This is a genomic window from Streptomyces sp. W1SF4, assembly GCF_003950035.1.
Classification (GTDB): Bacteria; Actinomycetota; Actinomycetes; order Streptomycetales; family Streptomycetaceae; genus Streptomyces; species Streptomyces racemochromogenes.
This window is the reverse complement of sequence record NZ_CP034352.1, coordinates 201,522-227,373: the sequence shown is the minus strand read 5'-3', so window position 1 is coordinate 227,373 and position 25,852 is coordinate 201,522. Positions and strand designations below refer to the sequence as shown.

The window sequence follows — 25,852 nt, the reverse complement described above, 5'->3', positions numbered from 1 at the left end:
TCGTCACGGCGCTCCGCGGCATCGGCCCGCGGGCCGCGGATCCCCCGTCCCCGGGGCGGAGTGACGACCCGTCCTTTCGGCCGATGCGCGGGACGCCGCGGTGCCTAGGCTGAGAACCGTGCTACGAGACGACCTGCGAACCCTGTGGACCGCACCCCGGCCGCCCGGCGCGCCCGCGCGGGTGTGGCGGGACTGGGCGCTGCTCGCCGCGGGCCTTGCCGGCGTGGCGCTGGAGGCCACCCTGCGCGAGAACGTCGTGTGGCGGCCGGTGGCGGTGGTGTGCGCCGTATGGCTGTGCCTGCTGCCCCTGTGGCGCCGGACCCGCCCGCTGGCGACGGTGACGCTGGCGTTCGGCTCGGTGGTCCTGCTTCCGGTGGCCTCGCTCTTCGCCGCACCGCGCGAGCCCGTCGGCCTGTACACCGGCGCGGTCGTGCTCGTCATGGTGTACGCGCTGCCCCGGTGGGGCTCGGGACGCGAGGTCGTGCTGGGCGGCGCGGTGGTCCTCGCGGTCGGCGCGCTGTGCGTCGCCACGGACGGCACCCCGGTCGTCGAGAAGGCCGTGGGTTTCGTCTTCCTGCTGCTGCCCGGCGTCGTCGGGGCCGCCGTGCGGTTCTGGGTGACCGCGCGCGAGCGGCAGTTGGAGCAGGTGCGCTCCCGCGAGCGCGAGCAGCTCGCCCGGGAACTGCACGACACGGTGGCCCACCACGTGTCGGCCATGGTGATCATCGCCCAGGCGGGCCGGGTGCTCGCGGGCGCCGACCCGTCCGCCGCCGTCGAGGCGCTGGAGGGGGTCGAGGAGGAAGGGGCGCGCACGCTGGAGGAAATGCGCGCCATGGTCGCCGCGCTGCGCGACCGCGAGGTCGGCGCCGAGCTGGCGCCCCCCGCCGGAGTCGCGGATCTGGAGCGCCTGATGCGCACCCCGGGTGGCCACCTCAGGGTCGACCTGGGGCTCGACGGCGAACTGGACGCGCTGCCCCCGGCCGTGGACGCCGCCGTCTACCGGATCGTGCAGGAGTCGGTGACCAACGCGCTGCGCCACGCGGTCGACGCGACCGAGCTCGTCGTCCGGGTCGCCGCGGAACGGCACGCGGTACGGGTGAGCGTGCGCGACGACGGCCGGCGCACCGGCCGGGGCCGCGACGGATACGGCCTCACCGGACTGCGCGAGCGCGCGACCCTGCTCGGCGGCACACTACGAGCCGGGCCCGGTACCGACCGGGGCTGGCACGTCGAAGCCGAACTGCCGAGAGCGAGGAGCGAGAGCGGTGTCCGTTCGCGTCCTCGTCGCTGACGACCAGACGATCATCCGCACCGGGTTGCGGATCATGCTGGACGCCCAGCCCGGCATCGAGGTGGTCGGCGAGGCCGCCGACGGGCGGGAAGCGGTACGTCTGGCCCGCGAACTGCGCCCCGACGTCTGCCTGTTCGACATCCGCATGCCCGTACTCGACGGGCTCGAGGCCACCCGGCTGGTCGCCGGCCCGGGCGTCGCCGACCCGCTGGCCGTGGTCGTCATCACCACGTTCGACCTCGACGAGTACGTCTACGGCTCCCTGCGTGCCGGCGCCCGCGGGTTCCTCCTCAAGGACACCGGACCGGACCTTCTGGCGCAGGCCGTACGCTCGGCGTCCGACGGTGAGGCGCTCATCGCGCCCAGCGTCACCGTCCGACTGCTCCAGGCGTTCGCGGACCTGCCCGCCGGACGGCCCGCGGCCCAGCCGCTCTCCCCCGTCACCGCCCGCGAGGAGCAGGTGCTCCTCGCGGTCGCCCGCGGGCTGACCAACACCGAGATCGCCGACGCGCTGCACATCAGCCTCAGCACGGTCAAGACGCACCTGGCCAGCCTGATGGCCAAACTCGGCGCCCGCAACCGGGTCGAGATCGCGATGTGGGCCTACGAAACGCGCCGCATCCTCCCCGGAACCTGAAACTGCGCGGAATCTGGAACTCCCCGGAACCTGAGACTCCGCGCGCCTGGGAGGAAAGGCCTAGGCGGCGGCGTGCTGTCCGTGCAGGACCAGCGCCCAGGCCAGCAGCCCGAAGGCCACCGTGCACAGCACCGTGCGCCACGCGTTCGCGCGGACCCACGTCCCCTCGAACGCGCGGCGCACGGCCGCAGGGTCGGCGATCCGGTCCACCGGGCCCGCCTTCTCCAGGGCGTTGTTGAGCGGGATGTTCACCCGGGCCGTGACGATCATCGCCAGGACGTACGCGACGAGCGCGCCGGCCAGCGGCACCAGCGCGTGGCGGCCGTCGCCCGGCAGGTGCAGGCCCAGGGCCAGGGCGGTGAACAGCAGCGAGCCCAGGTAGCCGAGCAGGAACCATCCGTTGAGGATCGCCACGTTGATCCGCTGCATCGTCTCGATCACCGTCCGGTCGGACGAGGCGCGCAGCCCGGGCATCACCGCCACCGAGAACCCGTAGAAGAGGCCGCTCACCAGCCCCATGGTGATCGTCGCAGCGATCAGTGACGCGAACCTTGCCGTTTCCACGTGGTTCCCCCCGGCTACGTGGGTGCCGCAGGACTGCCGCACCGCGTTGGCCGGATTCTCGCCCATCCCGGCCCGTTCCGAGCCTGATCCAAGCAGTCCCCAGCCGATACTACGGTCGTACACAGGCCACCCCCCGTGTCATCGCACAGGCCCAACGCCCCTGCCGCACAGGCCGGATGACCAGTTCCGGGAGCACCCCCCTCGCGCGGTACCCTCCCGCTGGGCCCGCACGCCCCCACCAGGACGCCGGAGAGGAACCACGACGTGACCGACCCGAAGCAGAGGCTGGACGCACTGCGGACCGACATCGAGCGCCGCAACCCCGCCCAGCCCGAGTTCCACCAGGCCGTCCGGGAGGTCCTGGACACCCTGGCCCCCGTCTTCGCGGCGCGCCCCGAGTACGCCGAGGCCGGGCTCGTGGAGCGGCTCGTGGAACCCGAGCGGCAGATCATCTTCCGGGTGCCGTGGACGGACGACCACGGACACGTCCACGTCAACCGCGGCTACCGGGTGGAGTTCAACAGCGCCCTCGGCCCCTACAAGGGCGGCCTGCGCTTCCACCCGTCCGTGGACATCGGCGTGGTGAAGTTCCTCGGCTTCGAGCAGATCTTCAAGAACGCGCTGACCGGCCTGGGCATCGGCGGCGGCAAGGGCGGCAGCGACTTCGACCCGCACGGCCGCTCCGACGCCGAGGTCATGCGCTTCTGCCAGTCCTTCATGACCGAGCTGCACCGCCACATCGGTGAGCACACCGACGTTCCGGCCGGCGACATCGGCGTCGGCGGCCGAGAGATCGGCTACCTGTTCGGCCAGTACCGGCGCATCACCAACCGCTGGGAGGCCGGCGTCCTCACCGGCAAGGGCCAGGGCTGGGGCGGCTCCGCGATCCGGCCCGAGGCCACCGGCTACGGCAGCGTCCTGTTCGCCTCCGAGATGCTCAAGGTCCGGGGCGAGTCCCTGGACGGCCTGACGGCCGTCGTCTCCGGCTCCGGGAACGTCGCCCTCTACACCGTCGAGAAGCTCCAGCAGCTCGGCGCCAACCCGCTGACCTGCTCCGACTCGCAGGGCTACGTGGTCGACGACAAGGGCATCGACCTGGCCCTGCTCCGCCAGATCAAGGAGGTCGAGCGGGGCCGCGTCAGCGAGTACGCCGCCCGCCGCGGCCCCTCGGCCCGCTTCGTGCCGGGCGGACGCGTCTGGGAGGTCCCGGCCGACGTCGCCTTCCCGTCCGCGACCCAGAACGAACTGGGCGCCGAGGACGCGCGCGCCCTCATCGGGAACGGCGTCAAGGCGGTCTCGGAGGGCGCCAACATGCCCAGCACCCCCGAGGCGGTCCACCTCTTCCAGGCGGCGGGCGTCGCCTTCGGCCCGGGCAAGGCCGCCAACGCGGGCGGCGTGGCGGTCAGCGCGCTGGAGATGGCCCAGAACGCGGGCCGCACGGCCTGGACCCGGGACCGGGTCGAGTCGGAACTGGCGGGCATCATGAGCGCGATCCACGAGGTCGCGTACGAGACCGCCGCCCGCTACGACGCCCCGGGCGACTACGTCACGGGCGCCAACATCGCCGGCTTCGAGCGCGTCGCCGACGCGATGCTGGTCCAGGGCGTGATCTGACCCTCCCGCCGCCGGGCCCCCACCCCCGCCCGGGGTGGGGGCCCGCTGCCGTCCGTCGCCCGTCAGGCCGGGGAGCCGCCGGCTTCCGCGGCCCGTCGCCTCAGCCCGGCGAGCTGCTCGCGGCCGGTGACGGCGTCGGGGTGGCCGGGGCCGAGCGCGCGTTCGAGATCGGCCACGACCGAGGTCATCAGGTCGAGAGCGCCGGCCGGGTCGCCCGCCGTCGCGGTGTTCCGGGCGTGCTCGTAGCGGCTGGCCAGGGTGCGGCGGTGGTCGGGTCCGAGGGCGCGGGCCTGGGCGCCTGCGAGCCCCGCGTAGAGGTCGCGCGCCGTGGCGGGATCTCCGGCTTTCGCCGTGTAGTAGGCGTGCTGGAAGCGGCTGACGAGGGTGTGGGGATGGCCGGGTCCCAGGACGCGTTCGCGGTCGGGGATCAGTGCGGCCAGCAGGCGGCGCGCGGTGGCGGGTGCGCCGGCCGCGGCGGTGAAGTGTGCGTGCTCGAAACGGCTGTTGAGGGTGTCGGGATGATCGGCACCGAGGTTGCGGGTCTGGTCCTGGAGGAGCACCTCGTACAGGGCCTTGGCCGTGGTGGGAGCTCCGGCCATGCCGGTGTAGTAGGCGTGCGCGTAGCGGCTCGTCAGCGTGCTGCGGTGGTCGGGGCCCAGCACGTGTGCCTCGTCCGGCAGGAGAGCGGCCACGAGGTCCCGCGCCGTGCCGAAGTCGCCCGCCTCGCCGGTGTAGTAGGCGAGCTGGTAGCGGCTGCTCAGGGTGCTGGGGTGGTCGGCGCCGAGGACACGGGTCTCGTCGGAGACGAGCGCTGCCGTGAGGTCGCGAGCGATGGAGGGGACGCCCGCGTCGCCCGTGCACTGGGCCTGCTCGTACCGGCTGCGGAAGGTTTCCGGGTGGTCCGGGCCCAGATGGGCGGCCGAGGCCGCGACCAGCCGCTCGTAGAGGCGGACCGCCTTCGCGAAGTCGCCGTCCTGCTGGGCTGACTTGGCCTCGGCCCGCAGTTCGTGCACCGACCCGTTCGGCACGTCCGGGCTGGTGGAGGGGTTGTCCGGGACAACGGCGAGTGCGGGTTGTCCGCCGAGTTCGATGGTGATGCGGTGGACCGTGTCGCCATCGGTGTCGTTGATCGCCGTCGCCCGGGCGAGGGCGGCGTCGAAGTCGTCGCCCTCGGGATCGGCGGAGGTGGCGGGCGGGGTGGACGGGGCGAGGTCGGGGAGACGGTCCGGGGCGGCCGGGCCACCGCCCTGGCCGCGCAGCCGGTCCAGTTCCTCCGTCAGTTCGGCGATCCGCTCCTGAAGGCGCCCGGCCAGGGCTTCGGCCTGGCGTTTCTTCTCCTCGGCCCGGCCCAGTTCGCCCTCGGCCTCGGCCTGCTGGGACTCGGCCCGCGCCAGCTTGTCCCGGGCCGCCTCCAGGGCCTCCCGGTCGGCGGCGCGGTCGCGCTCCCGGCCGAGGGCGCCGACCCGGTCGTTCAGCTCGTGGATCATGCCGAGCAGGATCCAGATCAGGCGCGCGGCGTTGTCGGCCGTCTGGCGCAGCTCCGCCTGCTGTTCGAGGGCGCGGGTGAGCCGGTCGTACGTCTCGATCTGCCGCGCCTGCACCGCCGCCACGTCCAGCACCGCCGCCGCACCGTCCACCCGCGCCGCCGGCTTCGCCGCGCGGGGCGGGTGCGTCGCCTCGTACAGCAGGGCCTCCGCCTCGCTGCGCCGGCGTTCGCGCAACGGCGGCGCGACCGTGGCGTCGATCAGTGAGGTGACGAACCGCTGGGGCGGGATCCGCCCGCTGAGCAGCGTGCTGACCTGCGACTTGGAGTAGTCGATCTGCTTCGCCAGGACGGCCAGGGTCTTGCCCGACTCCTCCACGCGTGCGCGCAGGAACGCGGCCAGCCTGCCCGCCCCCGGGTTCACCGGCCGGATGTCCGCCCAGGGCCGGCCCCCGGGCTTGTCCGTTCCCGCCAACGAAGTACCCCCTGCTGCGCGCCGTGCCGTGCCGTGCCATGCCGGGCCGTCCCGTGCTGTGCCGTGCCATGCCCTGCCATGCCGTGCCTTTGTCCGGTCCGTCCGGGACAAGTGGCCCTTCGTCCGCAACCTATCTGCGATGTTCCGCCCAGAGGGTCCGGACAACCCGACTCCCCCCGAAGGTGCGCTCACCGGCCGCGCCCCGCGGCCCGACACCGAAGGGCCCGACCACCATGACCGACCTGCTGTCCGTCCTCTCCGCCGCCGCGGACGTCCTCACCCTGATCGGATCGGCGTTCTCCCTCGCCCTGGAGGTCCGCCGGGCCCGCCGCGAGGCCGGCGCGGCCCGCGCGGCGGTCGAGGACCGGGAGAACCCCGCGGGGTGAGCCCGCGGCGGCGGCGTAGCCTGTAGGTCCGCCACCGACAGGGAGTTGCCGCGTGCTGACCGCGCTTGACGGGACGTACGGCGACCGCGCGGACGCCGTGCGCGTCGCCGGCCGTACCGCCTCGTACGAGGAACTGCTCGGCGCGGCCGGGGCGGTGGCGGCCGACGTCGCCGGAGCCCCCGCCTTCGCCGTGACGGCGACCGCCTCCCTGGAGACCGTCGCGGCGGCCGTCGGCGGACTCCTCGCCGGGGTCCCCTTCGTGCCGCTGCCCCCCGACGCCGGGCCCGCCGAGCGCGAGCACGTCCTGCGCGACTCCGGTGCCGTCGAGGTGCCGGTCGACTTCGCCCGCCGGGCCGCGGCGCCCGCCCGGGCGGCCGGCCCCGGGGACCCCGCCCTGGTGCTGTACACCTCCGGCACCACCGGCCCGCCCAAGGGCGTGGTCCTGACCGCCGGCGCCATCGCCGCCGACCTCGACGCCCTCGCCGGAGCCTGGCAGTGGAGCGCCGAGGACACCCTGGTGCACGGGCTCCCGCTGTTCCACGTGCACGGCCTGGTCCTCGGCGTGCTCGGCGCGCTGCGCACCGGGAGCCGCCTCGTGCACACCGGCCGCCCGACCCCGCAGGCGTACGCCGCCGCCGGGGGCAGCCTGTACTTCGGGGTGCCGACCGTGTGGTCCCGCATCGCCGCCGAACCGCAGCACGCGGCCGCGCTGTCCGGGGCCCGCCTGCTCGTCTCCGGTAGCGCCGCCCTGCCCGCGCCCGTCTTCCGGGACCTGGAGCGCCTCACCGGCCACCGCCCCGTCGAGCGCTACGGGATGACCGAGACCCTGATCACCGTCAGCGGCCGCGCGGGCGGCGAGGTCCGCCCCGGCACCGTCGGTACCCCGCTCCCCGGCATCCGGACCCGGATCGCCGCCGAGCCGGGCGCCGATATCGGCGAACTCCAGCTCACCGGCCCCACGCTGTTCTCCGGTTACCTGGGACGCCCCGAGGCGACCGCGGCCGCGTACACCGAGGACGGGTGGTTCCGTACGGGCGACATCGCCGCCGTCGACCCGCAGGACGGGGTGCACCGCATCGTCGGCCGGGCCTCCATCGACATGATCAAGTCCGGCGGCTACCGCATCGGCGCGGGCGAGATCGAGAACGCCCTGCTGGACCATCCCGGGGTGGCCGAGGCAGCCGTCGTCGGGGTGCCGGACGCGGACCTCGGGCAGCGGATCGTCGCCTTCGTCGTCGCCGACGGGGTCACCGGCCCCGAACTGACCGACTTCGTCGCCGCGCACCTCTCGGTGCACAAGCGGCCCCGCGAGGTCCGCTTCGTTCCCGCGATCCCGCGCAACGCCATGGGGAAGCCGCAGAAGAAGCTTCTGCTGGGTGGCGGTGGTGGCGGCGGCGAGCAGGGCGGGTCCGGGGAGGGGCGGTGAGCGGCGCAGGCGCGGAGAGCCCCTGGATCCGCCGCTTCCACCCGCCGGCGGTGCCGCCGGGGAGGCCCGTGCCGGTCCTGGTCGTCCTCCCGCACGCGGGCGGCAGCGCCTCCTTCTACTTCCCGTTCTCCCGCGACCTCGCCGCGCACGCCGAGGTGCTCACCGTCCAGTACCCCGGCCGCCAGGAGCGGCTGGGGGAGCCGAGCCCGGACACCATCGCCGGGCTGGCCGACGGGGTGGAGCGGGCGCTGGAGCCCTGGGGCGGGCGGCCCCTCGTCCTGTTCGGGCACAGCATGGGCGCGGTGCTGGCGTACGAGCTGGCGCGGCGGATGGAGGCGGCCGGCGAGACGCCGCGCGGCCTGATCGTCTCCGGGCGGCGGTCGCCGCTGGCCGGGCGGGAGGAGGAGCGGGAGGAGGGGCACCTGCACGCGCGGGACGACGACGCCCTGCTCGCCCACGTGCACTCCCTCTCCGGGACCGATCCCGCGCTGCTGGCCGACCCGGCGTTCCGGGAGCTGATCCTGCCGGCGCTGCGCAGCGACTACCGGGCGGTCGAGACCTGGCGGCACGAGCCGGGGCCGCCGTTGCGGACCCCCGTCAGCGTGCTGTGCGGGGACGCCGATCCGCGGGCGAGCCTGGCGGAGGCGAGGGGCTGGCGGGACGTGGCCGGGGCCGGGTTCGGCTTCCGCGGCTTCCCGGGCGGGCACTTCTACCTGACCGAGCAGCACGCGGCCGTGGTGCGGGCGGTGGCGGAGGACCTGGCGGGGTTCACGGCGGCCTGACGCCGTCCCGGCGGGGGGCGCGGGGCTCGTCGGCGGTGGGGCTGCGGCCGTCGGGCCCGGTCCGTTCCGCTTCGTCGGGCCCTCAGGCCGTCGGGCCGTTCGGCCGGTCAGGCCGGTGTCCCGTCGCCGCGCACCGCCAGGTGCCGGGCCAGCACCTCCAGGGCCCGGGTCACCTCGGGCAGCCGCTCGGCGCCGGACTCGCCCAGTGCCCGGGCGAGCGCCTCCTCGACCTTGGAGCTGCCGGCGGCCCGTACGGCGGCCACGCGCGCGGAGGCCGTGGGGGACTGGCGCACCAGGGTCCGGCGGCGGTCCGCGGGGTCGGGGGCCGTCTCGACCGAGCCGGCCTCGCGCAGCCGGGCCACGGCTCCGGAGACCTGGCTCTGCGGCAGCCCCGTGCGCTGCGCCGTCTCGCCGACGGTGGTGTCCGGGTGCGCCGCGATGTCCCCGGCGACGATCACCACGGAGCGGGTGCCGCCCGCGTACTGCCCGGACCCGCCGGGGGGTTCGGGCAGGGCCTCCTCGCCGAGCTTCATCAGGGCGCGGCCCAGCAGGAACAGTTCGATTCCATCCACCGGTCCAAAATACATCAGCATCGATTCATCGAAATCGATCCATCTCTATTGATGTATCCGGATCGATGGAATACCTTGGTCGTAGGGCGGCGGGCGAAGGATCCGGCGCCGGCCGTCCAGCCAGCCGAAGGAGAGCCGTCATGCCCAGCCTCGCCGTCCCCGGTGCCACCCTCCACTACCAACTCCGGGGATCCGGGCCGCTGTTGCTCATCTCGCAGAGCGGGGAGGGCGACGCGGACCGCACCGTGGACCTCGTCCCGCACCTCACCGACAGCTTCACCGTCCTGACCTACGACCGCCGGGGCCTGTCCCGCAGCCGCCTGGAGCAGCCGGGCCGGACCACCTCGCTCGCCGAGCACGCCGATGACGTCCACCGGCTGCTGGCCGCCGTCACCGACGAGCCGGCCCTGATGCTCGGGTGCAGCCTCGGCGCCGTCATCGGGCTGCACGTGGCCGCCGAGTACCCGGGGCAGCTCAGCGCCCTCGTCGCCCACGAGCCGGTCGCCCCCCGCCTGCTGCCGGCCCCCGACGACCGGAAGCGGCACGAGGCGGAGCTCGTCGAACTTCAGCACACCTTCCGGGAGGAGGGGCTGCCGGCGGCCGTCCGCGAGGCCGCCCGGGTGCTCGGCATAGACACCAGCGGCAAGGACTCCGAGCCCGGCCTCACCCCGCAGCCGATGAGCGAGCGGCGCCGCGACAACTTCGCCTACTTCATCGAGCACGACTTCGGGGCGATCCTCCAGGACACGCTCGACCCGGCCGCCGTGGCCGCGAGCACGACCCGCATCCTCCCGGCCGTCGGCGCCACCACACCGTCCACCGTCTTCGACGTCGCCTGCGCCCACGCGCTGGCGGATCTGGTGGGTTGCGGGATACGGGTCTTCCCAGGCGGGCACAACGGCAACACCAGCCACCCCCGGGCCTACGCGGAGCGTCTGCGCGCCGTTCTGACGGAGGCGGTCAGGTAGCCGGCCCGTCCGCTCAGGCCCGTTCGCGGAGGTAGGCGTCCAGTTCGGCGGCGCCCGCCAGGAGGGCGCGGGCGCGGGTGGCCAGGCGGGTGTGCCAGTCGTGGAGGGCGGCCTCCAGGGGCTCCAGGCCGCCGGCCGCGCGGACCTGGGCGATCAGCGGGGCGATCTGCTCCAGCAGGTAGCCGCCCCGGCGGAGTTGGTGGGTGAGGCGGGCGTCGCGTACGGCGGCCTCGTCGTAGACGCGGTATCCGGTGCGGCGATCCCGGTGCGGGTGCACCAGTCCCGCCTTCTCCCACTTGCGCAGGGTCGCGGGCCGGACCCCGAGCTTCGCCGCCAGCGGGCCGATGAACGTGCCGCCGGGCTCCGGGGGCGGGGCGGGGTCGAGGTCGCGCAGGGCGTTCTCCACCGCCTGGAGGGTGCGGCGGTCGTCGAGGAGCTGCGCGTGGCTCTCGTCGATGAGCCGGAAGGCCTCGTCGCCCGCACCCGCGTTCACCGCCCGCATCACCGCCGCCGCCGTCCGGTGGCCGTGGCCCGGGAGCAGGGCCAGGAACGCGCGCAGCGCGCCCGCGTGCAGCGGGGTGTAGGCGCGGTAGCCGCTGGCCGTGCGGGCGGCGGCCGGGAGGATGCCGGCCTCCTGGTAGTTCCTGACCGCCTGGGTGGACAGACCGTGCGCGCGGGCCAGGTCGATCGGCCTCAGCTGTCCGGCGGTTTTAAGGTTCTGGCCCATGGGGGCCGAGGATAGCGGCGAAAGTTTCAACCGAGGGTTCAGCGATAGCGTTGAAGGCATGGCGAACCGCATCGAGGAAACCGTCCGTTCCGTCGACTCCGCCGCACTCCTGCGGCTGCTCTCCCGCAGGCCGCGGATGCTCGCCCTGGGCGAGCCGACCCACCGGGAGGAGACCCTGCTGCACCTGCGCAACGAGCTGTTCAGGCAGCTCGTGGAGGAGGGCTACCGGACCATCGCGATCGAGAGCGACTGCCTGACGGGCCTGCTCGTCGACGAGTACGTGACCTCCGGCGAGGGCGTCCTCGACGAGATCGTGGAGCGGGGCATCAGCCACGGCTGGGGCGCCTGCGCCGCCAACCGCGAGCTGGTGCGCTGGATGCGCGCCCACAACGAGGGCAGGCCGGCCGCCGAACAGGTCCGCTTCGCGGGCTTCGACGGACCGCTGGAGATCACCGGCGCCGCGAGCCCCCGACAGGCCCTCACCGCGCTGCACGGACACCTCGCCGCGCGGGTGGACACCGGCCTGCTGCCCTGCACGCGGGAGACCCTCGACCGGCTGCTCGGCACCGACGCGCAGTGGACCGAACCCGCCGCCATGAGGAACCCGGCCCGGTCCGTGGGGCAGTCGGCCGAGGCGGGCCGGCTGAGGCTGATCGCCGACGACTTGGCGGCCCTGGTCGAGGAGCAGGCGCCCCGGCTCATCGCGGCGGGCCCGCCGCAGGAGTGGGAGCGGGCCCGCCTCCACGCGCGGACGGCGACGGGCCTGCTGCGCTACCACCACTGGATGGCCGACCGTTCGCCCGCCCGGCTCGCCCGGCTGGTCGGGGTACGGGACCAGATGATGGCCCGCAACCTGCTCGCCCTCGCCGAACGGGGGCCGGTGTTCGTCCACGCCCACAACACGCACCTCCAGCGGGAGGAGAGTTCGATGCGGATGGGCGGGCAGCGGCTGGAGTGGTGGGGTGCCGGCGCGCTGGTGGACGCCCGGCTCGGTGCGGAGTACGCCTTCGTGGCCACGGCCCTCGGCACGATCCGGCACCAGGGAGTGGAGGTGCCGGCGCCGGACACCGTGGAGGGGCTCCTGTACGCCCTCCCGGCGGGCCGGTGTCTCGTCGACACCCGGCGGCTGGCTCAGGTGCTCGACGGCGCCAGGCCAGCGCCCCGCGTATCGCCCTGGTTCGGCTACGCCCCGCTCGACCCGGAGCGGCTGGCGGACGGCGACGGGCTCGTGTTCGTGAGGGACATGGCTCCCGCGTAGCGTTCAGCCTTCGACTGTTGCAACGACGGGATGGTGTTCGTTGCGTTGAATTCAGGGATGTTGCAACGATTACAGGGCTGTGACCTGCATTTATAGTGATCCTTCGCAACGAGTCTGTTGCTCCCGGTGTGAACGCGACGTAGCGTTCAGGTCGCCGGAAACACCGAGTGACACACACCCGAAGGAAGAGAAACCATGCAGAAGTTCGCCACCGCCGCCGCCATCGCCACCGTCCTGGACGTTCCGGCCGGCACCATCCGCTTCATCGCCGCCGACCGCGCGGACACCACGGTCGAGGTCCTGCCGGCCAACGCGTCCAAGAGCCGTGACGTGAAGGCCGCGCAGGAGACGGCCGTCGAGTTCCAGGGCGGTGTCCTGCGGATCAGCGCGCCGAAGAAGAACCAGGTGTTCGGGGCTTCGGGCGCGGTCGAGGTGACGGTGCAGCTGCCGGCCGGCTCCAGTGTCGAGGCGACGGCCGCTTCGGCCGAGTTCCGGGGTGTGGGCCGGCTGGGGGAGGTGTCGCTGGAGAGCGCCCACGGCACGGTCAAGCTGGACGAGGCCGCCGGTCTGCGCCTGGTCCTGGCCGCCGGTGACGTCGCGGTCGGGCGGCTGGACGGCTCGGCCGACATCCGCACGCAGAAGGGCGACCTGACGATCGGTGAGGCCACCGGCGGCACGGTGACCCTGCGGACCGAGCACGGCGACATCAGCGTCGGCGCCGCCCGCGGGACCTCGGCCTCGCTCGACGCCGGTACCTCCTACGGCCGCATCAGCAACGCCCTGCGCAACGGCGGCGAGGGTGCCGTGCTGAACATCCACGCCACCACCTCCTACGGCAACATCACCGCCCTCACCGCCTGAACGCGGGCCCGGCCAGTAGGGTCGGCCGGACCGGAGCAGGAGGAGGAGAGCCGTGACGACCGGCATCGTGATCGCCCAGACCACCGTCGACGACGCGGAGCGCGCCCAGCGCCTGGCGCGCGGGGCGGTGGAGGAGGGGCTGGCGGCCTGTGCGCACGTCGACGCCCCCCTCACCGCCGTCTACCGGTGGAAGGGGGCCGTCGAGACGGCCACCGAGTGGCGGGTCTCGTACAAGACCGGCCGGGACCGGCTGCCGGCCCTCGCCGCATGGGTCGCGCGGTCCCACCCCTACGAGGTCCCGGAGTGGATCGCCCTCCCCGTCATCGACGGCTCGGCCGCCTACCTCGACTGGGTCGAACGCGAGAGCCTGGGCTGACGGGCCCTCAAAGGACGCAGGTCGCCGGCCTCGTCGCGGCCGAGCGGGTACCCGCGCCCGAGCCTGAGCCCGTTTCGGTCCCCGAGATCCTGCGCGGAAACCGCGTCCGCGCGTCGCGATCCCGCCGAGATCTGCCGCCGTACGGATTCCCGGGCCGCCCGCGGTGGTGCGGTGTGCGCCGCCGTCCCTTCACGTACGCCGGCTCCCCCGTGGAGCCCGGGCAGCAGGGGCTCGTCCTCCTCGCCGCCGTCAGCCGCGACCCCGCCGTCAACCCGGACCCGCATGCACTGTCCCTCGAACGGGTGAATTCGGCCGTCTTCATGTTTGGCGCGGCGGCCCACCGCTGCGCGGGTGCGGAGCTCGCCACGGCCCTCGCCGGGCGCCGTCGTCGCCGAACCGCGCGCGGCAGGCTGGGGTACCACCGCGACCCCAGTCCACCGCCGCCGGCGAACGCATGGATCCCGCTCCTCCAGCGCGCGGGCCGTCCCGACGGAAGCGGACGCGGCCCCCGCAGCCGCGATCAGGCCGGGGGTCGGTCACCCTATGCCTTCACCCAGGCGGACAGGACGAACCTGATCATGTCGGACAGCCTTCACCTCTGGATGCGTCACGAGGCCCGCCCCACCGAGCGCCGCGCCCCCCTCACCCCCGAGGACGCCGGCCGCCTCGTCGCGGCGGGCGTCCGCGTCACCGTCGAGGAGTCGGACCGCCGCGCCTTCCCGCTCGCCGCCTACACCGCCGCCGGCTGCGCCACCGCCCCGACCGCCTCCTGGCACGAGCAGGCCCCCGACGACGCGTACGTCCTCGGCCTGAAGGAACTCCCCGCCGGCCCCGACGCCCCCGCCCTGCGCCACCGGCACATCTACTTCGGCCACGCCTACAAGGGCCAGGCCGGCGCCCGCGAGCTGCTCGGCCGCTTCACCGCCGGCGGCGGAGCCCTGCTCGACATGGAGTACCTCACCGACGAAGCCGGCCGGCGCGTCGCCGCGTTCGGCTACTGGGCCGGCTACGTCGGCGCCGCCCTCGCCGTCCTGCACCACCGCGGCGCCCTCACCGCCCCCCTGCTTCCCACCGACCGCCCCGCCCTGGACGCCCTCCTCGCAGCGGGAGCCCCCGGCGCCCCCGGAGCCGGCACCACCACCGCCCTCGTCATCGGCGCCCTCGGCCGCTGCGGCCGCGGCGCCTGCGACGCCCTCGTCCAGGCCGGGCTGGAGCCCACCCGCTGGGACCTCGCCGAGACCCGCGACATCGACCGCCCGGCCCTCCTCGCCCACGACCTGCTCGTCAACACCGTCCTGACCACCACCCCCGTGCCGCCGTTCCTGACCAAGGCCGACCTCGACGACCCCGAGCGCCGGCTCTCCCTGGTCAGCGACGTCACCTGCGACGTCACCTCCGACTGCAACGTCCTGCCGGTCTACGACGAGACCACCACCTGGACCGAGCCCGTCCGCCCCCTCCGCGAGGGCGAACGCCCCCTCGACCTCATCGCCATCGACAACCTCCCCTCCCTCCTCCCCGTGGAGGCCGCCACCGCCTTCTCCGCCGAACTCACCCCGCACCTGCTGCGGCTGGCCGAGTGGGACGGCGTGTGGGCCCGCGCCCTGCACACCTTCGAGGCGGCCGTACGGGCGCAGGAGGCCCCGCTCGACCGGTGATCGGGGGGCTGATGTGGGGGTGGGGTACGGGGCTTGCGGTGCGGGCCCGCTATCTCCCCCTCGACCCCGGCCCCCGGTCGGCGCCTGCCCACCCGCCTCCCCGGGTGCGGGCCGGGTGGTGGGAGCGAGATCCCCTGGGGCGGTCTCAGGGAGGGGCCGGGAAACCCCCGAAGGAACGGTCACGGGGCAGAAGCCGGAGGGGCGGGTCTCTCAGGGATGAGGCGAGGGGCCGGGGGTCGGCCACCCGCACGAGAGGTTGGTCAGGGCCTTCTGGGAGCCACCCAAGCGCGACGGATCGCTACGCGCTTCCTTCCCGGCTTGGCGTCCGGCGACCGTCGGGGGCTGATGCCCGCACCAGGGGACGGACAGAGCAGCTCAGGGAGCGGACAGGCGCATCGGATCGCTACGCGCTTCTCTGGTCTCGGCGACCGGCGGCCGTCTTGGGTCGGTCTGCTTCAGGTGCATCGCGGTGGCGCGCCTCACTCGTTCACGGGCCGGACCATCGCCGTGAGCACGGGGGAGTCGGGGGAGGGGCGGACGGGGGCGATCGGCTCGTAGCCCCAGGACTCGTAGAGCCGGAGGACCTTTCCCTCGCCGGCGGCCGGGTTGACCATGAGCGATGCGTACCGTTCCGCGCGGTCGGCCAGCAGGGCGTCATGGATGCGGCGGGCCAGGCCCGTTCCCCGGTGGGGGGTCGTGACGCCGATCTCCCGGACCGCCAGGGTGGGGGAGCGGGTGTACGCCCCGGTCAGGTCGCCGATCCGTGTCCACCAGAGGTCGCCGGCCTCGACGGTGTTGCCGTACGCGTAGCCGACCGGTCGGTCCTCGGCGTCGAAGGCGAGGACGGCCGTGAAGCCGGAGGTCCGGCCGTAGCGGTCCAGGCGTTCGGCGACGGTCGGGACGGCGTAGTTCGGGAGGTGCAGGAGGGGCGCGCGGACGTCGGCGTACGCCGTGAGGAGCGGGTCGCGGGCCTCCTCCAGTTCGGTGAAGCGGCGCAGTCGGGCCGTCATGCGATCCCCCTGTAGGTGTCGCGGCCCGGTCCCACTCGCCGCCTGCTCATTCGGCGCCGTGCGCTGGTGCCGCTGCCTCGATGCGCCGTGCCAGTTCGATGTCGTGCTCGGCGACGTATCCGCCGATGTCGCTCGAACTGATCGAGACCTGGACGGTCTTGTAGCCGAGCGTCGCGTCCGAGTGGTGTCCGAGGTCGTTCTGGATGGCCGCGATGTGGACGATGAACGCCGCGCCCCGGATGTGCGGGACCGCGTACGAGCGCGTGATTCTCCGACCGTCGGTGGACCAGCCGTTCAGGTCCTTGATGCGCTCCTCGATCTGCTCCGCCGACAGAGCCTCAGCCACGGTCAAACCCCCTTGCCGATGGGTGCCAGCACCTCTGCCAAGCCCTGGCCGATTGGCCCAGCTTGCCACGGCGTCATGGCCGCTCCTACGGCGGCCAGTTCCTGCCGGGCACGTTCCGAACCGGTTTCCACCACGATCGCGGCCGTGTGCCGCGCCAACTCCACAGCCCGCTCAGGCTCCCGCAGTGTGGCGGTGGCAACCGCTTGCCGGCCCATCCACACGCCGACATCCCTACGTGACGTGGGCGGAGCCGCGGGGATGATCTGCTGCCACAGCCAGTCGGCCTCCTGCGCCAGGCCGAGCCGTCCGTAGCAGGTGGCACGCTGTACCTCGACGTAGTGGGGCGTCCGTAGGCAGGCCGTACCCCAGGCCTCGACGTCGACTGCATCGAGCAGTCGTCCGGCTTGGTCGAGCAGCTCGTCCACCTGGCGGCGGTCGCCGAGGAGCGATGCGCCGTGTGCCTGCTGTTGCAGCGCGAAGACCTGCACTTCCGGCGAGAGGCGCGAAGCGTCCAGGAGCGCCCCCTCACAAAGGTCCACCACGGCCGTTCCCATGCCCTGATCGGTGCGCGCCATGGCGCGATCCACCAGGGCGCACGCGACTGCTTCCCGATCCCGTGACCGGTGGGCCAGCTCCTGTGCGACATCGTGACAGCGCAAGGCTGTGATCGGGTCGCCCGCGTCCAGGTAGAGCCACGCGGCGAAGGCCGCGTAGTGGACGCCGACCCGAGCCATTCGTTGCCGCGTGGGCCCTTCAGCCGCGTTGACCAGTTGGCCGATGAGGTCGCACTGGGCGCTAATCGTACCGATGAGGGCGCGGGGGCCGAGCAGCATGTCCGCACGATAATGCCCGTCGAGTTGTTGCTCGAAGTACGGGATCAGCGCCGGGTCGACATGCCGCGGGGCGGGCGTTGTGGTGGTGAGCGCAGCAGCTGTCAAGGTGCCGACGAAGGTCGGTCCATTCCGGCAACCTCCGCCAGGACCGGCGGGACTCCCGGGGAAGGCTCCTGACGCCGGGCCCGTCGGGCCGCTGCCGCGGCCCGGTCCAGCGTCGTCGGCGGCACACCGAACACCGTCGCGAGATGACGGCGCGTCTCTGGAGTCGGGAGGCGCTTGTCACGCTCCCAGCGTCCGACCTCGCGTGCGTCCTTCGTGACGGTTCCGGATACCCGGCAATACTCGTCGGCCACCTGTTGCTGTGTCCAACCATGCTCGTCACGAAGCCGCTTGAGTAGCTGACCGATGCTCTCCGCCGCCATGGCGCCTCCCGTTCTGGCCCCCATTCTGGCCCCCCGAGTGGCCCGTAGGCAGGCCCCTCCAGGAGGCCGATCAGAACGCTTTCCTTGACGTAGGGCAGCCGCCCACAAGACCCCGGCGACCGCGCGAACGGCCCCGGGGCACGGCCAACCTGAAGGAAGCAGGTCGACTTGTGAACCGTATCGCCCGGATCCTGAGCCCGGAGCCCCCGGGACGGGTTGACCGGCACGACCCTCGCGGGGTGCTGTGTCTCGACACCAGCGATGAGACGGGCCTCGGGCTCGCGCCGGTGTCGCGGCCCAGCCCCGAGCTCTTGGACCGTGCGCTAGCTGGATGGGAGCGTTTCCTGAGCACCTTCGGGGAGGCGCCGGATGAGTGAGCAGTACGAGTACGTGCCGCACCGGCTGCTGCGCAAGCGCGTGCGTGACATTGCTTCCGGGGTGGAGGGCGAGCTGATGGCCGTCATCAACGAGAACGTGTCCGACAGCGGCGTCGAGCGCTGGGCGGAGCTCGCGTACATCCGGGGCGCCTCCGGACGGGAGTTCACCACCGCCGTCGGGAACGTGGAGCCGGTGTGAGGGCCGGCGCCGGGCCGGACCCGTGGAGGGGGCGGCGCCTCCGTGCGGGGTCCGGCCGGGGGCGCCGCCTCAGGCGTGTGACGGCGCCGCCAGGGGCGGGACGGCCTCCTCGGCGGGGGGCGGCCCGGGCGGGGTGCCGTCCCCGAAGGGGCGCCCGCCCAGCGCCTCGCGGCCGTGCGGTTCGAGCCAGCCCGACGGGTCGGGGCCGGCCGGCACGATCCCGGACGGGTTGATGTGGCTGTGCACGACGTAGAAGTGCTGCTTGATGTGGTCGAAGTCGACCGTGTCCCCGAAGCCGGGCGTCTGGAACAGGTCCCGGGCGTACGCCCACAGCACCGGCATGTCGGAGAGCCGCTGCCGGTTGCACTTGAAGTGGCCGTGGTAGACGGCGTCGAAGCGCACCAGCGAGGTGAACAGCCGGATGTCCGCCTCGGTGATCGTGTCCCCGACCAGGTAGCGGGAGCCCGCCAGGCGCTCCGAGAACCGGTCGAGACGGTCGAAGAGCGCCTCGTACGCCTCCTCGTACGCCTCCTGGGACTTGGCGAACCCGGCGCGGTAGACGCCGTTGTTCACGTCCGTGTAGATCTCCTCGTTGACCGCGTCGATCTCCGCCCGCAGCGCCGCCGGGTACAGCTCCGGGGCCCCGTCGCGGTGGTACGCCGTCCACTCCAGCGACAGGTCCAGGGTCATCTGCGCGTAGTCGTTGGTGACCACCTCGCCGCTCGGCACCTCCACGATCGCGGGCACGGTGATGCCCCGGTCGTAGTCGGGGAAACGGGCGAAGTAGGCCTCCTGGAGGCGCTCTATCCCGAGCACCGGGTCGCGGCCGTCCGGGTCCAGGTCGAAGGTCCAGCTGCGCTTGTCGTGCGTCGGCCCGGCGACGGCCAGCGGCAGGGCCTTCTCCAGCCCGAGGAGCCGGCGGACGATCGTCGCGCGGTGCGCCCAGGGGCAGGCGCGGCTCACCACGAGGCGGTAGCGGCCCGGCTCCACCGGGAAGCCGTCGCGTCCGTCGGCGGTGATCCGGGTGGTGATGTAGCGGCTGTCCCGCGTGTATCCCTTGTCGGGGCGTACGTTGCTCATCCCCCGGGCCTACCCAGGAACCACGGCCCCCAGCAGCCGCTCCACCCGCGCTCGACCGCCCCTCGTCCGGACCGCCCGGCTCCGGCCCCCGCCCCGGTCCCGGACCAGGGCGGGGGGAACCCCGCGCCTACTCGGCGATGTAGGTGTGGCCGCTGTAGGTGTAGACGAGGAGTTCGAGTTCGAGCTCCGGATCCACCACGGTGCCCCCGGTGGGCTCGAAGTGTTCGTACCGGTTGCCGTTGAGGACCTTCACCTTCGCGGTGGTGTCCTCCACGTAGCGGATGCGGGCCAGCTCTTCGGCGCTGGAAGAGGGTCCGCCGCTGAGTATGACGTTCGGGCTCTGCACTGTCATGGTCGTCGTCTCCTTCGGCCGGGTGCGGAGGCAGCAGCCTCACTGCCTGTCGCACAGGATCGGGTGTACCGCTAAAGCCGGTCTAAAACCGGTCCGAAAGCGGAGGAACCGTACGTCTTATGACGCCCATGAGCCCGGGGAGCGGAAGTCCCCGTCGGCCGCGGGCCACTGCGCGCGGAACGGTCGCGGCTCGGGCGGGGCGATCTCGGCGCCCATCATCCGGGCGGTGAGCAGCATGGCGATGGCGGCGACCTCCTCCAGCGTCGGGGACCCGCCGACCACGTGGAAGGCCGCCTGCTGGAGCTGGGCCTCGGCGGGGCTCACAGGGGGAGGTTCCCGTGCTTGCGGCTGGGGCGCGGCGCGTGCTTGCCGCGCAGCATCCCCAGCGCGTCGATGAGCCGGGACCTGGTCTCGGCGGGGTCGATGACGTCGTCCACAAGGCCTCGTTCCGCGGCGTAGTAGGGGTGCATGAGCTCGGCTTGGTATTCCTTGATCTTCATCTGGCGCACCGCGTCGGGATCGTCGGAGGCCGCGATCTCGCGGCGGAAGATGACGTTCGCGGCGCCCTCGGCGCCCATCACGGCGATCTCGTTGGACGGCCAGGCCAGCGCGATGTCCGCGCCGATGGAGCGGGAGTCCATGACGATGTACGCGCCGCCGTAGGCCTTGCGCAGGATCAGCGAGATCCGCGGCACGGTGGCGTTGCAGTACGCGTACAGCAGCTTGGCCCCGTGCCGGATCACCCCGCCGTGCTCCTGGCCCACGCCCGGCAGGAAGCCCGGTACGTCGACCAGGGTCACCAGCGGGATGCTGAAGGCGTCGCAGAACTGCACGAACCGCGCGGCCTTCTCGCTCGCCTGGATGTCGAGGACGCCCGCCATGCAGGAGGGCTGGTTGGCGACGATGCCGACGGTCTGCCCGCCGAGCCGGGCCAGGGTGCAGACGACGTTGCGCGCCCACCCGGCGTGGACCTCGAAGTGCTCCCCGTGGTCGACGACCTCCTCGATCACCTCGCGGATGTCGTACGACTGGTGGGGGCGCGCCGGCACCAGGTCGGCCAGGCGCTCACAGCGCCGGCCGGGCGGGTCGTCCGTGTCCCCGGCGGGCGGCAGCTCGCGGTTGTTGGCGGGCAGCAGCGACAGCAGGTAGCGCACGTCCTCCAGCGCGCTCTCCTCGTCGTCGTACGCGAAGTGCGCGACGCCGGAGGTCCCCGCGTGGCTGTCGGCCCCGCCCAGGGTCTCGCTGGTGACGGCCTCGCCGGTGACCGCCTGGACCACGTCGGGTCCCGTGATGAACATCTGCGAGGTCCCGCGGACCATGAAGACGAAGTCCGTCAGCGCCGGGGAGTACGCCGCCCCGCCCGCGCACGGGCCCATGACCACGGAGACCTGCGGGATCACCCCGGAGCTGCGCACGTTGCGGGTGAAGATGCCGCCGTAGCCGGCGAGCGCGGTGACGCCCTCCTGGATGCGGGCGCCGGCGCCGTCGCACAGGCCCACCAGGGGCGCCCCGGTGGTCTCGGCGAGGTCCATCAGCTTGTGGATCTTCTGGGCGTGTGCCTCGCCCAGTGCGCCGCCGAAGATCCGGAAGTCATGGGCGTACGCGAAGGCGGTCCGGCCGTGGACCAGCCCCCACCCCGTGATCACGCCGTCGGTGTGCGGCTTCCTGTACTCCAGGCCGAAGCCGGTGGCACGGTGCCGGCGCAGCCCTTCGATCTCGGTGAACGTCCCCTCGTCGAAGAGGAGTTCGAGGCGTTCGCGGGCGGTCAGCTTCCCCTTGGAGTGCTGCGCCTCGGTCGCCTTCTCGCTCGGACCCCGTACCACCTGCTCCCGCAGGACGGCGAGCTCCGCCGTGCGTTCCCTCAGGGACGAGTACCGGATCTCCTCCTGGGTGCTCATGAGGGCCCCTTTCGTCGCGGACGCGCCGGTCCGGCCGGTGCGCGGCGACGAGCGTCCGGCGTCGGGCTAAAGCCGGGCTTGCACGCCGCCGCCCGCCCGCGCCGCACGCTCCTTACGCGGTCGGGACGCGGGGGGACGCGGTCGGGGTCGCGGTCGGGGGCACCCCTACCTCGCCCGAGCGGACCCCACTGCATGCGCCGCGCCCGGGACTTCGGTGGCCGGGATGCGTATCAGTGGAACGTCACGTCCGAACCGCCGGAGGCCTCTGTGAAGGAAATCCTCGACGCGATCGCCGCGTCGACCGCATCTGGCAGCGGATCTCCCGCTGTCACCGCCGCCGACTTCGCGGCCCTGCCGCTGCCCGAGTCGTACCGTGCGGTGACCGTGCACAAGTCGGAGACGGACATGTTCGCGGGCATCGCCACCCGCGACCGCGACTCCCGCAAGTCCCTGCACGTCGAGCAGGTCCCGCTGCCCGAACTGGGTCCCGGCGAGGCCCTGGTGGCCGTCATGGCCTCCTCGGTCAACTACAACACCGTCTGGAGCTCGATCTTCGAGCCGCTGCCGACCTTCGGCTTCCTGGAGCGCTACGGCAGGATGTCCCCGCTCGCGGCGCGCCACGACCTGCCGTACCACATCCTCGGCTCCGACCTCGCGGGCGTCGTGCTGCGCACCGGCCCCGGCGTCAACCGCTGGCACCCCGGCGACGAGGTCGTCGCGCACTGTCTGTCGGTGGAGCTGGAATCGGCCGACGGGCACAACGACACGATGCTCGACCCCGAGCAGCGGATCTGGGGCTTCGAGACCAACTTCGGCGGCCTGGCGGAGATCGCCCTCGTCAAGTCCAACCAGCTGATGCCCAAGGCGCGCCACCTCACCTGGGAGGAGGCCGCCTCCCCCGGCCTGGTCAACTCCACCGCCTACCGCCAGCTGGTCTCCCGCAACGGCGCCGGCATGAAGCAGGGCGACAACGTCCTGATCTGGGGCGCCAGCGGCGGCCTCGGCTCCTACGCCACCCAGCTGGCCCTGGCCGGCGGCGCCAACCCGATCTGCGTCGTCTCCTCCCCGGAGAAGGCCGAGATCTGCCGGAAGATGGGCGCCGAGGCGGTCATCGACCGCAACGCCGAGGACTACCGGTTCTGGAAGGACGAGCGCACGCAGGACCCGCGCGAGTGGAAGCGCTTCGGCAAGCGCATCCGCGAGCTGACCGGCGGCGAGGACGTGGACATCGTCTTCGAGCACCCGGGCCGCGAGACCTTCGGCGCGTCCGTCTACGTCACCCGCAAGGGCGGCACCATCGTCACCTGCGCCTCCACCTCCGGCTACATGCACGAGTACGACAACCGCTACCTGTGGATGTCGCTCAAGCGGATCGTCGGCTCGCACTTCGCGAACTACCGCGAGGCGTGGGAGGCCAACCGCCTCATCACCAAGGGCAGGATCCACCCCACCCTCTCCAAGGCGTACCCGCTGGAGGAGACCGGCCAGGCCTCCTACGACGTCCACCGCAACCTCCACCAGGGCAAGGTCGGCGTCCTCGCGCTCGCCCCCGAGGAGGGCCTGGGCGTCCGCGACCACGAGATGCGCGCCCGGCACCTCGACGCCATCAACCGCTTCCGCGACGGCCGTACGCTGCCGGAAACCGGATGACGGGGACGAGGGCCGCCGGGGCCGCCCTCCCCGGCGGCCAGGTGGCCCTCGCCCACGACGACGAACTCCCCCCGGGCGGTGAGCTGCGCGCCCTGCTGGAAGACGTCCTCGCGGAGGTGCGCGGCACCTGCCCGCCCCTCGGCCCGCACCCGCCCGCCGTCGTCAGCGGCGCCCACGTCGTCGACCCGCCGTTCTACGGCAGCGGCGACATCGGGCGGGTCGCCGTGTGCGCCACCGTCAACGAACTCGCCGCCGCCGGCGCACGCCCCCTCGCCCTGACCCTGTCGGCGGTCGTCGAGGCGGGCCTGCCGCTGGAACGGCTGCACCGCCTGGCCCGCTCCGTGCGCGACGCCGCCCGCGAGGCCGACGTCGTGGTCGCCGGCGTGGACGTCCGGGTCGTGCGGGCCGGCGAGGCGGACCAGGTCTACCTGCACACCACCGGGATCGGCGCCTTCGACGGCGCCCCGCCGCCCACCCGCGACGCCCGCCCCGGGGACCGCGTCCTGCTCAGCGCACCGCTCGGCGGACACGGCGCCCACATCCTGTCGGTGCGCCGCGGCCTCGGCTTCGAGAGCCTCGTCCCCAGCGGCTGCGCGCCGCTGGCCGGACTGCTGGAACGGGCCCGCGCCGCCGCGTCCGGCGACGGGATCCGGGCCGTGCGCACCGTGGCGCGCGGCGGCCTCGCCGCCGCGCTGCACGCCTACGCCCGCGAACTGGGCCACACCCTGCGGGTCGAGGAGAGCGCGCTGCCCGTGCAGTACGAGGCCCGGATGGCCCTGGAGGCCATGGCCGTCGACCCGCTGCACGCCTCCAGCGAGAGCTGCCTGTGCCTGCTCGTCGCGCCGGAGGCCGCCGCCGGTGTCCTGGCGGCCCTGCGCGCCCACCCGTACGGGCGGTTCGCCGCGGAGATCGGCACGGTCGTCGGGGACGGCGCCGCCCCGGTCGAGCTGGTGCGCGACCGGGGCGGGCCGGTGCCCGTCACACCCGAACCGGCGGCCTTCCCCCGGCTGGCGTGAACCCCGCCTCCACCGCCGCCTCGACCGCCTTCAGCGGGCCGTCAGGGGCCGGGTGGGCGGCGGGCCGGAAGCCGCGCAGCAGGACGAGTCCGGCCGCCGCGGCCAGCGCCGGGAGCAGCCCCATCCCCGCCAGGACCCCCCAGGCGGCGCCCGAGCCCTGGCCGGTGGCGTGCCCGGTGTCGGAGGAGACGTAGCCGGACGCCTGCAGCACCAGACCCATCAGGAACGGCCCGACGGCCATGCCCAGCGCCTCCCCGGCGCTGAACAGGCCCGACATCGCGCCGGCCCGGCTGTGCCCGGTGCGGACGGCGTCCCCGGCCGCGCACTCGGCGAGCATCGCGTACAGGAACAGCAGCTGCCCCGCGTGCCCGGTGCCGACGACGAGGAGCGCCGCCGGCGCCCAGAACGCCGGCATGACGGGCGCGGCCGGCAGCAGCAGGGCACCCCCGGCGAACAGGGCGCAGGACAGGACGAGCACCCGCCGGTGGCCGTACCGGGCGGCCACGCGGGACCACGGGGCCGTGGTGAACAGGTTCGGCAGGACGAACGCGGCGACCAGCACCCCGGTCATCGCGGGCCGCTCCAGGACGTGTTCGGCGTAGTAGGGGCAGCCCGCGAGGAGCACCCCGGTGCCGACGACGAGGACCGTCGCCCCGCGCAGCAGCGCGGCGAAGTGCGCGTCGGCGCGGAGCACGGCGGACCAGGCGCCGGGGGGTGTTCGCGCTGTGCGGCCGCGCGCGGCGGCCGACGCGCCGGGCGCGGTCACCCGGGAGGTCCCGAAGAACACCCCGAGCGTCCCGGAGACGACGACGAGGGCGCCGAACAGCCCGGCCCAGCGGTGCCCGGCCAGGCCCCCGCCGCCCGCCTCCACCACGGCGGGCGCGGCCGATCCGGCGACCAGCGCCGCGACGGCGATGCCGGCCACCCGGCCCCCCACCAGCCGCACCCGGTCCCGCGCGCTCGTGGCGATCTCGGCGGGCAGGGCGGCGTACGCCACCTGGAAGAACGCGAACGCGGTCGCCGTCAGCAGGAAGCCCGCGGCGGCCCACAGCGCCCCCGCCGTCCCGCGCGCGGTCCCCGCGAACATCAGGGCGAAGGCGGCGGCCACGCCGAGGCCCCCGCCCAGGACGTGGCCCCGCCGCGGACCCCACCGGCCGTGGGACCGGTCGCCGAGCCGCCCCGCGTACGGGGTGAGCAGCACGTCCCAGACCTTGGGCACCAGGACGACGGCCCCCGCCACGGCGGCGCCGACGCCGAGGGTGTCGGTGAGGTAGGGCAGCAGGAGCAGGCCGGGCAGCGTGTTGAAGGCTCCGGTGACCAGGGAGCCGGAGGCGTAACCGAGACGTGTACGGGCGGACATGTCCCGATCGTCGCCGCGCCGGGCCGGCCCCCGCCAGTCGGTGCTTCTCCCCTTTTCCGCAGGTCGCGGCGGTCCCCGGGCGGCCGCCCCGGACGGCCCGTCAGGGAACCCCCCGACACCCGGTGCCCGCCGCGCGGGTGGCCCTCCGCAGTAACTGACATGCAGGTAGTGACGGTCCGGCGGTCCTGTCCGCGCGGACGCGGGTCGGCGAGGCTGCCGGAGGGGGGA

The 25,852-nt window shown here is 73.8% G+C and carries 26 protein-coding genes; 14 read left to right on the top strand and 12 right to left on the bottom strand.

What is annotated here, in order from left to right; translation table 11 throughout:
- Positions 1-118: 118 nt before the first annotated feature.
- A complete protein-coding gene (locus D1J60_RS36670) occupies positions 119-1,291 on the top strand; it encodes a histidine kinase (RefSeq protein WP_125824829.1) in 1,173 nt (390 codons plus the stop codon).
- Positions 1,266-1,928 carry a response regulator transcription factor gene (locus D1J60_RS36665; RefSeq protein WP_125824828.1) on the top strand — a complete coding sequence of 221 codons (663 nt, stop codon included), beginning with the start codon at positions 1,266-1,268 and terminating at the stop codon, positions 1,926-1,928. Before D1J60_RS36670 ends, D1J60_RS36665 begins: the two co-directional genes overlap by 26 nt.
- 60 nt (positions 1,929-1,988) lie before the next feature.
- On the opposite strand, the gene D1J60_RS36660 is transcribed toward D1J60_RS36665, so the two are convergent.
- On the bottom strand, positions 1,989-2,492 hold the full coding sequence (locus D1J60_RS36660; RefSeq protein ID WP_125824827.1) for an anthrone oxygenase family protein: 504 nt from the start codon (positions 2,490-2,492) through the stop codon (positions 1,989-1,991).
- Between the two features lie 264 nt (positions 2,493-2,756).
- Between D1J60_RS36660 and gdhA the strand changes: the two genes are divergently transcribed.
- Entirely contained in the window at positions 2,757-4,106 is a 1,350-nt protein-coding gene (gdhA, locus tag D1J60_RS36655; RefSeq protein ID WP_125824826.1) for an NADP-specific glutamate dehydrogenase, read from the top strand.
- 62 nt (positions 4,107-4,168) lie between these two features.
- On the opposite strand, the gene D1J60_RS36650 is transcribed toward gdhA, so the two are convergent.
- Complete coding sequence (locus D1J60_RS36650; protein WP_164721136.1) at positions 4,169-6,064, bottom strand: helix-turn-helix transcriptional regulator; 1,896 nt, start codon at positions 6,062-6,064, stop codon at positions 4,169-4,171.
- Between the two features lie 233 nt (positions 6,065-6,297).
- On the opposite strand from D1J60_RS36650, the gene D1J60_RS37630 reads away from it, so the two are divergent.
- The 3 genes from D1J60_RS37630 to D1J60_RS36640 are packed head-to-tail and all read left to right on the top strand — an operon-like array spanning position 6,298 to position 8,658.
- Positions 6,298-6,450 (top strand): hypothetical protein, encoded by a 153-nt coding sequence (locus D1J60_RS37630; RefSeq protein WP_164721135.1) that lies wholly within the window; start codon positions 6,298-6,300, stop codon positions 6,448-6,450.
- 52 nt (positions 6,451-6,502) lie between these two features.
- The gene (locus D1J60_RS36645; protein ID WP_125824824.1) at positions 6,503-7,876 is read left to right on the top strand and encodes an AMP-binding protein; all 1,374 of its coding nucleotides are present in this window, start codon (positions 6,503-6,505) and stop codon (positions 7,874-7,876) included.
- Complete coding sequence (locus D1J60_RS36640) at positions 7,873-8,658, top strand: alpha/beta fold hydrolase (protein WP_125824823.1); 786 nt, start codon at positions 7,873-7,875, stop codon at positions 8,656-8,658. The genes D1J60_RS36645 and D1J60_RS36640 overlap by 4 nt, the downstream gene beginning before the upstream one ends.
- A gap of 107 nt (positions 8,659-8,765) precedes the next feature.
- Here D1J60_RS36640 and D1J60_RS36635 read toward each other — a convergent pair whose 3' ends face one another.
- The gene (locus D1J60_RS36635; protein WP_125594931.1) at positions 8,766-9,251 is read right to left on the bottom strand and encodes a MarR family transcriptional regulator; all 486 of its coding nucleotides are present in this window, start codon (positions 9,249-9,251) and stop codon (positions 8,766-8,768) included.
- Positions 9,252-9,370: 119 nt separating this feature from the next.
- Between D1J60_RS36635 and D1J60_RS36630 the strand changes: the two genes are divergently transcribed.
- The gene (locus tag D1J60_RS36630) at positions 9,371-10,198 is read left to right on the top strand and encodes an alpha/beta hydrolase (RefSeq protein ID WP_125824822.1); all 828 of its coding nucleotides are present in this window, start codon (positions 9,371-9,373) and stop codon (positions 10,196-10,198) included.
- A gap of 13 nt (positions 10,199-10,211) precedes the next feature.
- Here D1J60_RS36630 and D1J60_RS36625 read toward each other — a convergent pair whose 3' ends face one another.
- On the bottom strand, positions 10,212-10,925 hold the full coding sequence (locus tag D1J60_RS36625) for a MerR family DNA-binding transcriptional regulator (protein ID WP_125824821.1): 714 nt from the start codon (positions 10,923-10,925) through the stop codon (positions 10,212-10,214).
- Positions 10,926-10,983: 58 nt separating this feature from the next.
- Here D1J60_RS36625 and D1J60_RS36620 point away from each other — a divergent pair, with 58 nt between their 5' ends.
- The 4 genes from D1J60_RS36620 (at position 10,984) to D1J60_RS36605 (ending at position 15,078) form a co-directional block, all read left to right on the top strand.
- A complete protein-coding gene (locus tag D1J60_RS36620) occupies positions 10,984-12,183 on the top strand; it encodes an erythromycin esterase family protein (protein WP_125824820.1) in 1,200 nt (399 codons plus the stop codon).
- 195 nt (positions 12,184-12,378) lie between these two features.
- Complete coding sequence (locus D1J60_RS36615; RefSeq protein WP_125594927.1) at positions 12,379-13,044, top strand: DUF4097 family beta strand repeat-containing protein; 666 nt, start codon at positions 12,379-12,381, stop codon at positions 13,042-13,044.
- A gap of 52 nt (positions 13,045-13,096) precedes the next feature.
- Positions 13,097-13,420: a divalent-cation tolerance protein CutA gene (gene cutA / locus D1J60_RS36610; protein ID WP_125824819.1), complete on the top strand. Its 324-nt coding sequence runs from the start codon at positions 13,097-13,099 to the stop codon at positions 13,418-13,420.
- 578 nt (positions 13,421-13,998) lie between these two features.
- The gene (locus D1J60_RS36605; RefSeq protein ID WP_241253726.1) at positions 13,999-15,078 is read left to right on the top strand and encodes a saccharopine dehydrogenase; all 1,080 of its coding nucleotides are present in this window, start codon (positions 13,999-14,001) and stop codon (positions 15,076-15,078) included.
- 479 nt (positions 15,079-15,557) lie between these two features.
- Here D1J60_RS36605 and D1J60_RS36600 read toward each other — a convergent pair whose 3' ends face one another.
- Genes D1J60_RS36600 through D1J60_RS36590 form a run of 3 tightly spaced genes read right to left on the bottom strand, consistent with a single transcriptional unit; the run spans position 15,558 to position 17,372 of the window.
- Positions 15,558-16,088: a GNAT family N-acetyltransferase gene (locus D1J60_RS36600; RefSeq protein ID WP_125824818.1), complete on the bottom strand. Its 531-nt coding sequence runs from the start codon at positions 16,086-16,088 to the stop codon at positions 15,558-15,560.
- 46 nt (positions 16,089-16,134) lie between these two features.
- On the bottom strand, positions 16,135-16,434 hold the full coding sequence (locus D1J60_RS36595) for a 4a-hydroxytetrahydrobiopterin dehydratase (RefSeq protein WP_125824817.1): 300 nt from the start codon (positions 16,432-16,434) through the stop codon (positions 16,135-16,137).
- Positions 16,435-16,436: 2 nt separating this feature from the next.
- Entirely contained in the window at positions 16,437-17,372 is a 936-nt protein-coding gene (locus D1J60_RS36590) for a Twin-arginine translocation pathway signal (RefSeq protein WP_125824816.1), read from the bottom strand.
- 689 nt (positions 17,373-18,061) lie between these two features.
- Between D1J60_RS36590 and D1J60_RS36580 the strand changes: the two genes are divergently transcribed.
- On the top strand, positions 18,062-18,268 hold the full coding sequence (locus D1J60_RS36580; protein ID WP_125824814.1) for a hypothetical protein: 207 nt from the start codon (positions 18,062-18,064) through the stop codon (positions 18,266-18,268).
- Between the two features lie 69 nt (positions 18,269-18,337).
- Here the strand turns inward: D1J60_RS36580 and D1J60_RS36575 are convergent, their stop codons facing one another.
- From D1J60_RS36575 to D1J60_RS36560, 4 genes are all read right to left on the bottom strand, one after another.
- Positions 18,338-19,348: a glutathione S-transferase C-terminal domain-containing protein gene (locus tag D1J60_RS36575; protein ID WP_125824813.1), complete on the bottom strand. Its 1,011-nt coding sequence runs from the start codon at positions 19,346-19,348 to the stop codon at positions 18,338-18,340.
- 127 nt (positions 19,349-19,475) lie between these two features.
- Positions 19,476-19,700, bottom strand: coding sequence for a DUF5988 family protein (locus D1J60_RS36570; RefSeq protein ID WP_125599999.1), 225 nt, complete (start codon positions 19,698-19,700; stop codon positions 19,476-19,478).
- 117 nt (positions 19,701-19,817) lie between these two features.
- Positions 19,818-20,024, bottom strand: a complete 207-nt coding sequence (locus D1J60_RS36565) for an acyl-CoA carboxylase epsilon subunit (RefSeq protein WP_125600002.1) — start codon at positions 20,022-20,024, stop codon at positions 19,818-19,820.
- Entirely contained in the window at positions 20,021-21,598 is a 1,578-nt protein-coding gene (locus D1J60_RS36560; RefSeq protein ID WP_125824812.1) for an acyl-CoA carboxylase subunit beta, read from the bottom strand. The genes D1J60_RS36565 and D1J60_RS36560 overlap by 4 nt, the downstream gene beginning before the upstream one ends.
- A 288-nt stretch (positions 21,599-21,886) precedes the next feature.
- Here D1J60_RS36560 and ccrA point away from each other — a divergent pair, with 288 nt between their 5' ends.
- Both ccrA and D1J60_RS36550 read left to right on the top strand, forming a co-directional pair.
- Complete coding sequence (gene ccrA, locus D1J60_RS36555; RefSeq protein WP_125824877.1) at positions 21,887-23,248, top strand: crotonyl-CoA carboxylase/reductase; 1,362 nt, start codon at positions 21,887-21,889, stop codon at positions 23,246-23,248.
- Positions 23,245-24,264: an AIR synthase-related protein gene (locus D1J60_RS36550; RefSeq protein ID WP_125824811.1), complete on the top strand. Its 1,020-nt coding sequence runs from the start codon at positions 23,245-23,247 to the stop codon at positions 24,262-24,264. The genes ccrA and D1J60_RS36550 overlap by 4 nt, the downstream gene beginning before the upstream one ends.
- Here the strand turns inward: D1J60_RS36550 and D1J60_RS36545 are convergent.
- Positions 24,227-25,624 carry an MFS transporter gene (locus D1J60_RS36545; RefSeq protein ID WP_125824810.1) on the bottom strand — a complete coding sequence of 466 codons (1,398 nt, stop codon included), beginning with the start codon at positions 25,622-25,624 and terminating at the stop codon, positions 24,227-24,229. The two genes, D1J60_RS36550 and D1J60_RS36545, sit on opposite strands and share 38 nt — an antisense overlap.
- Between the last annotated feature and the right edge of the window lie 228 nt (positions 25,625-25,852).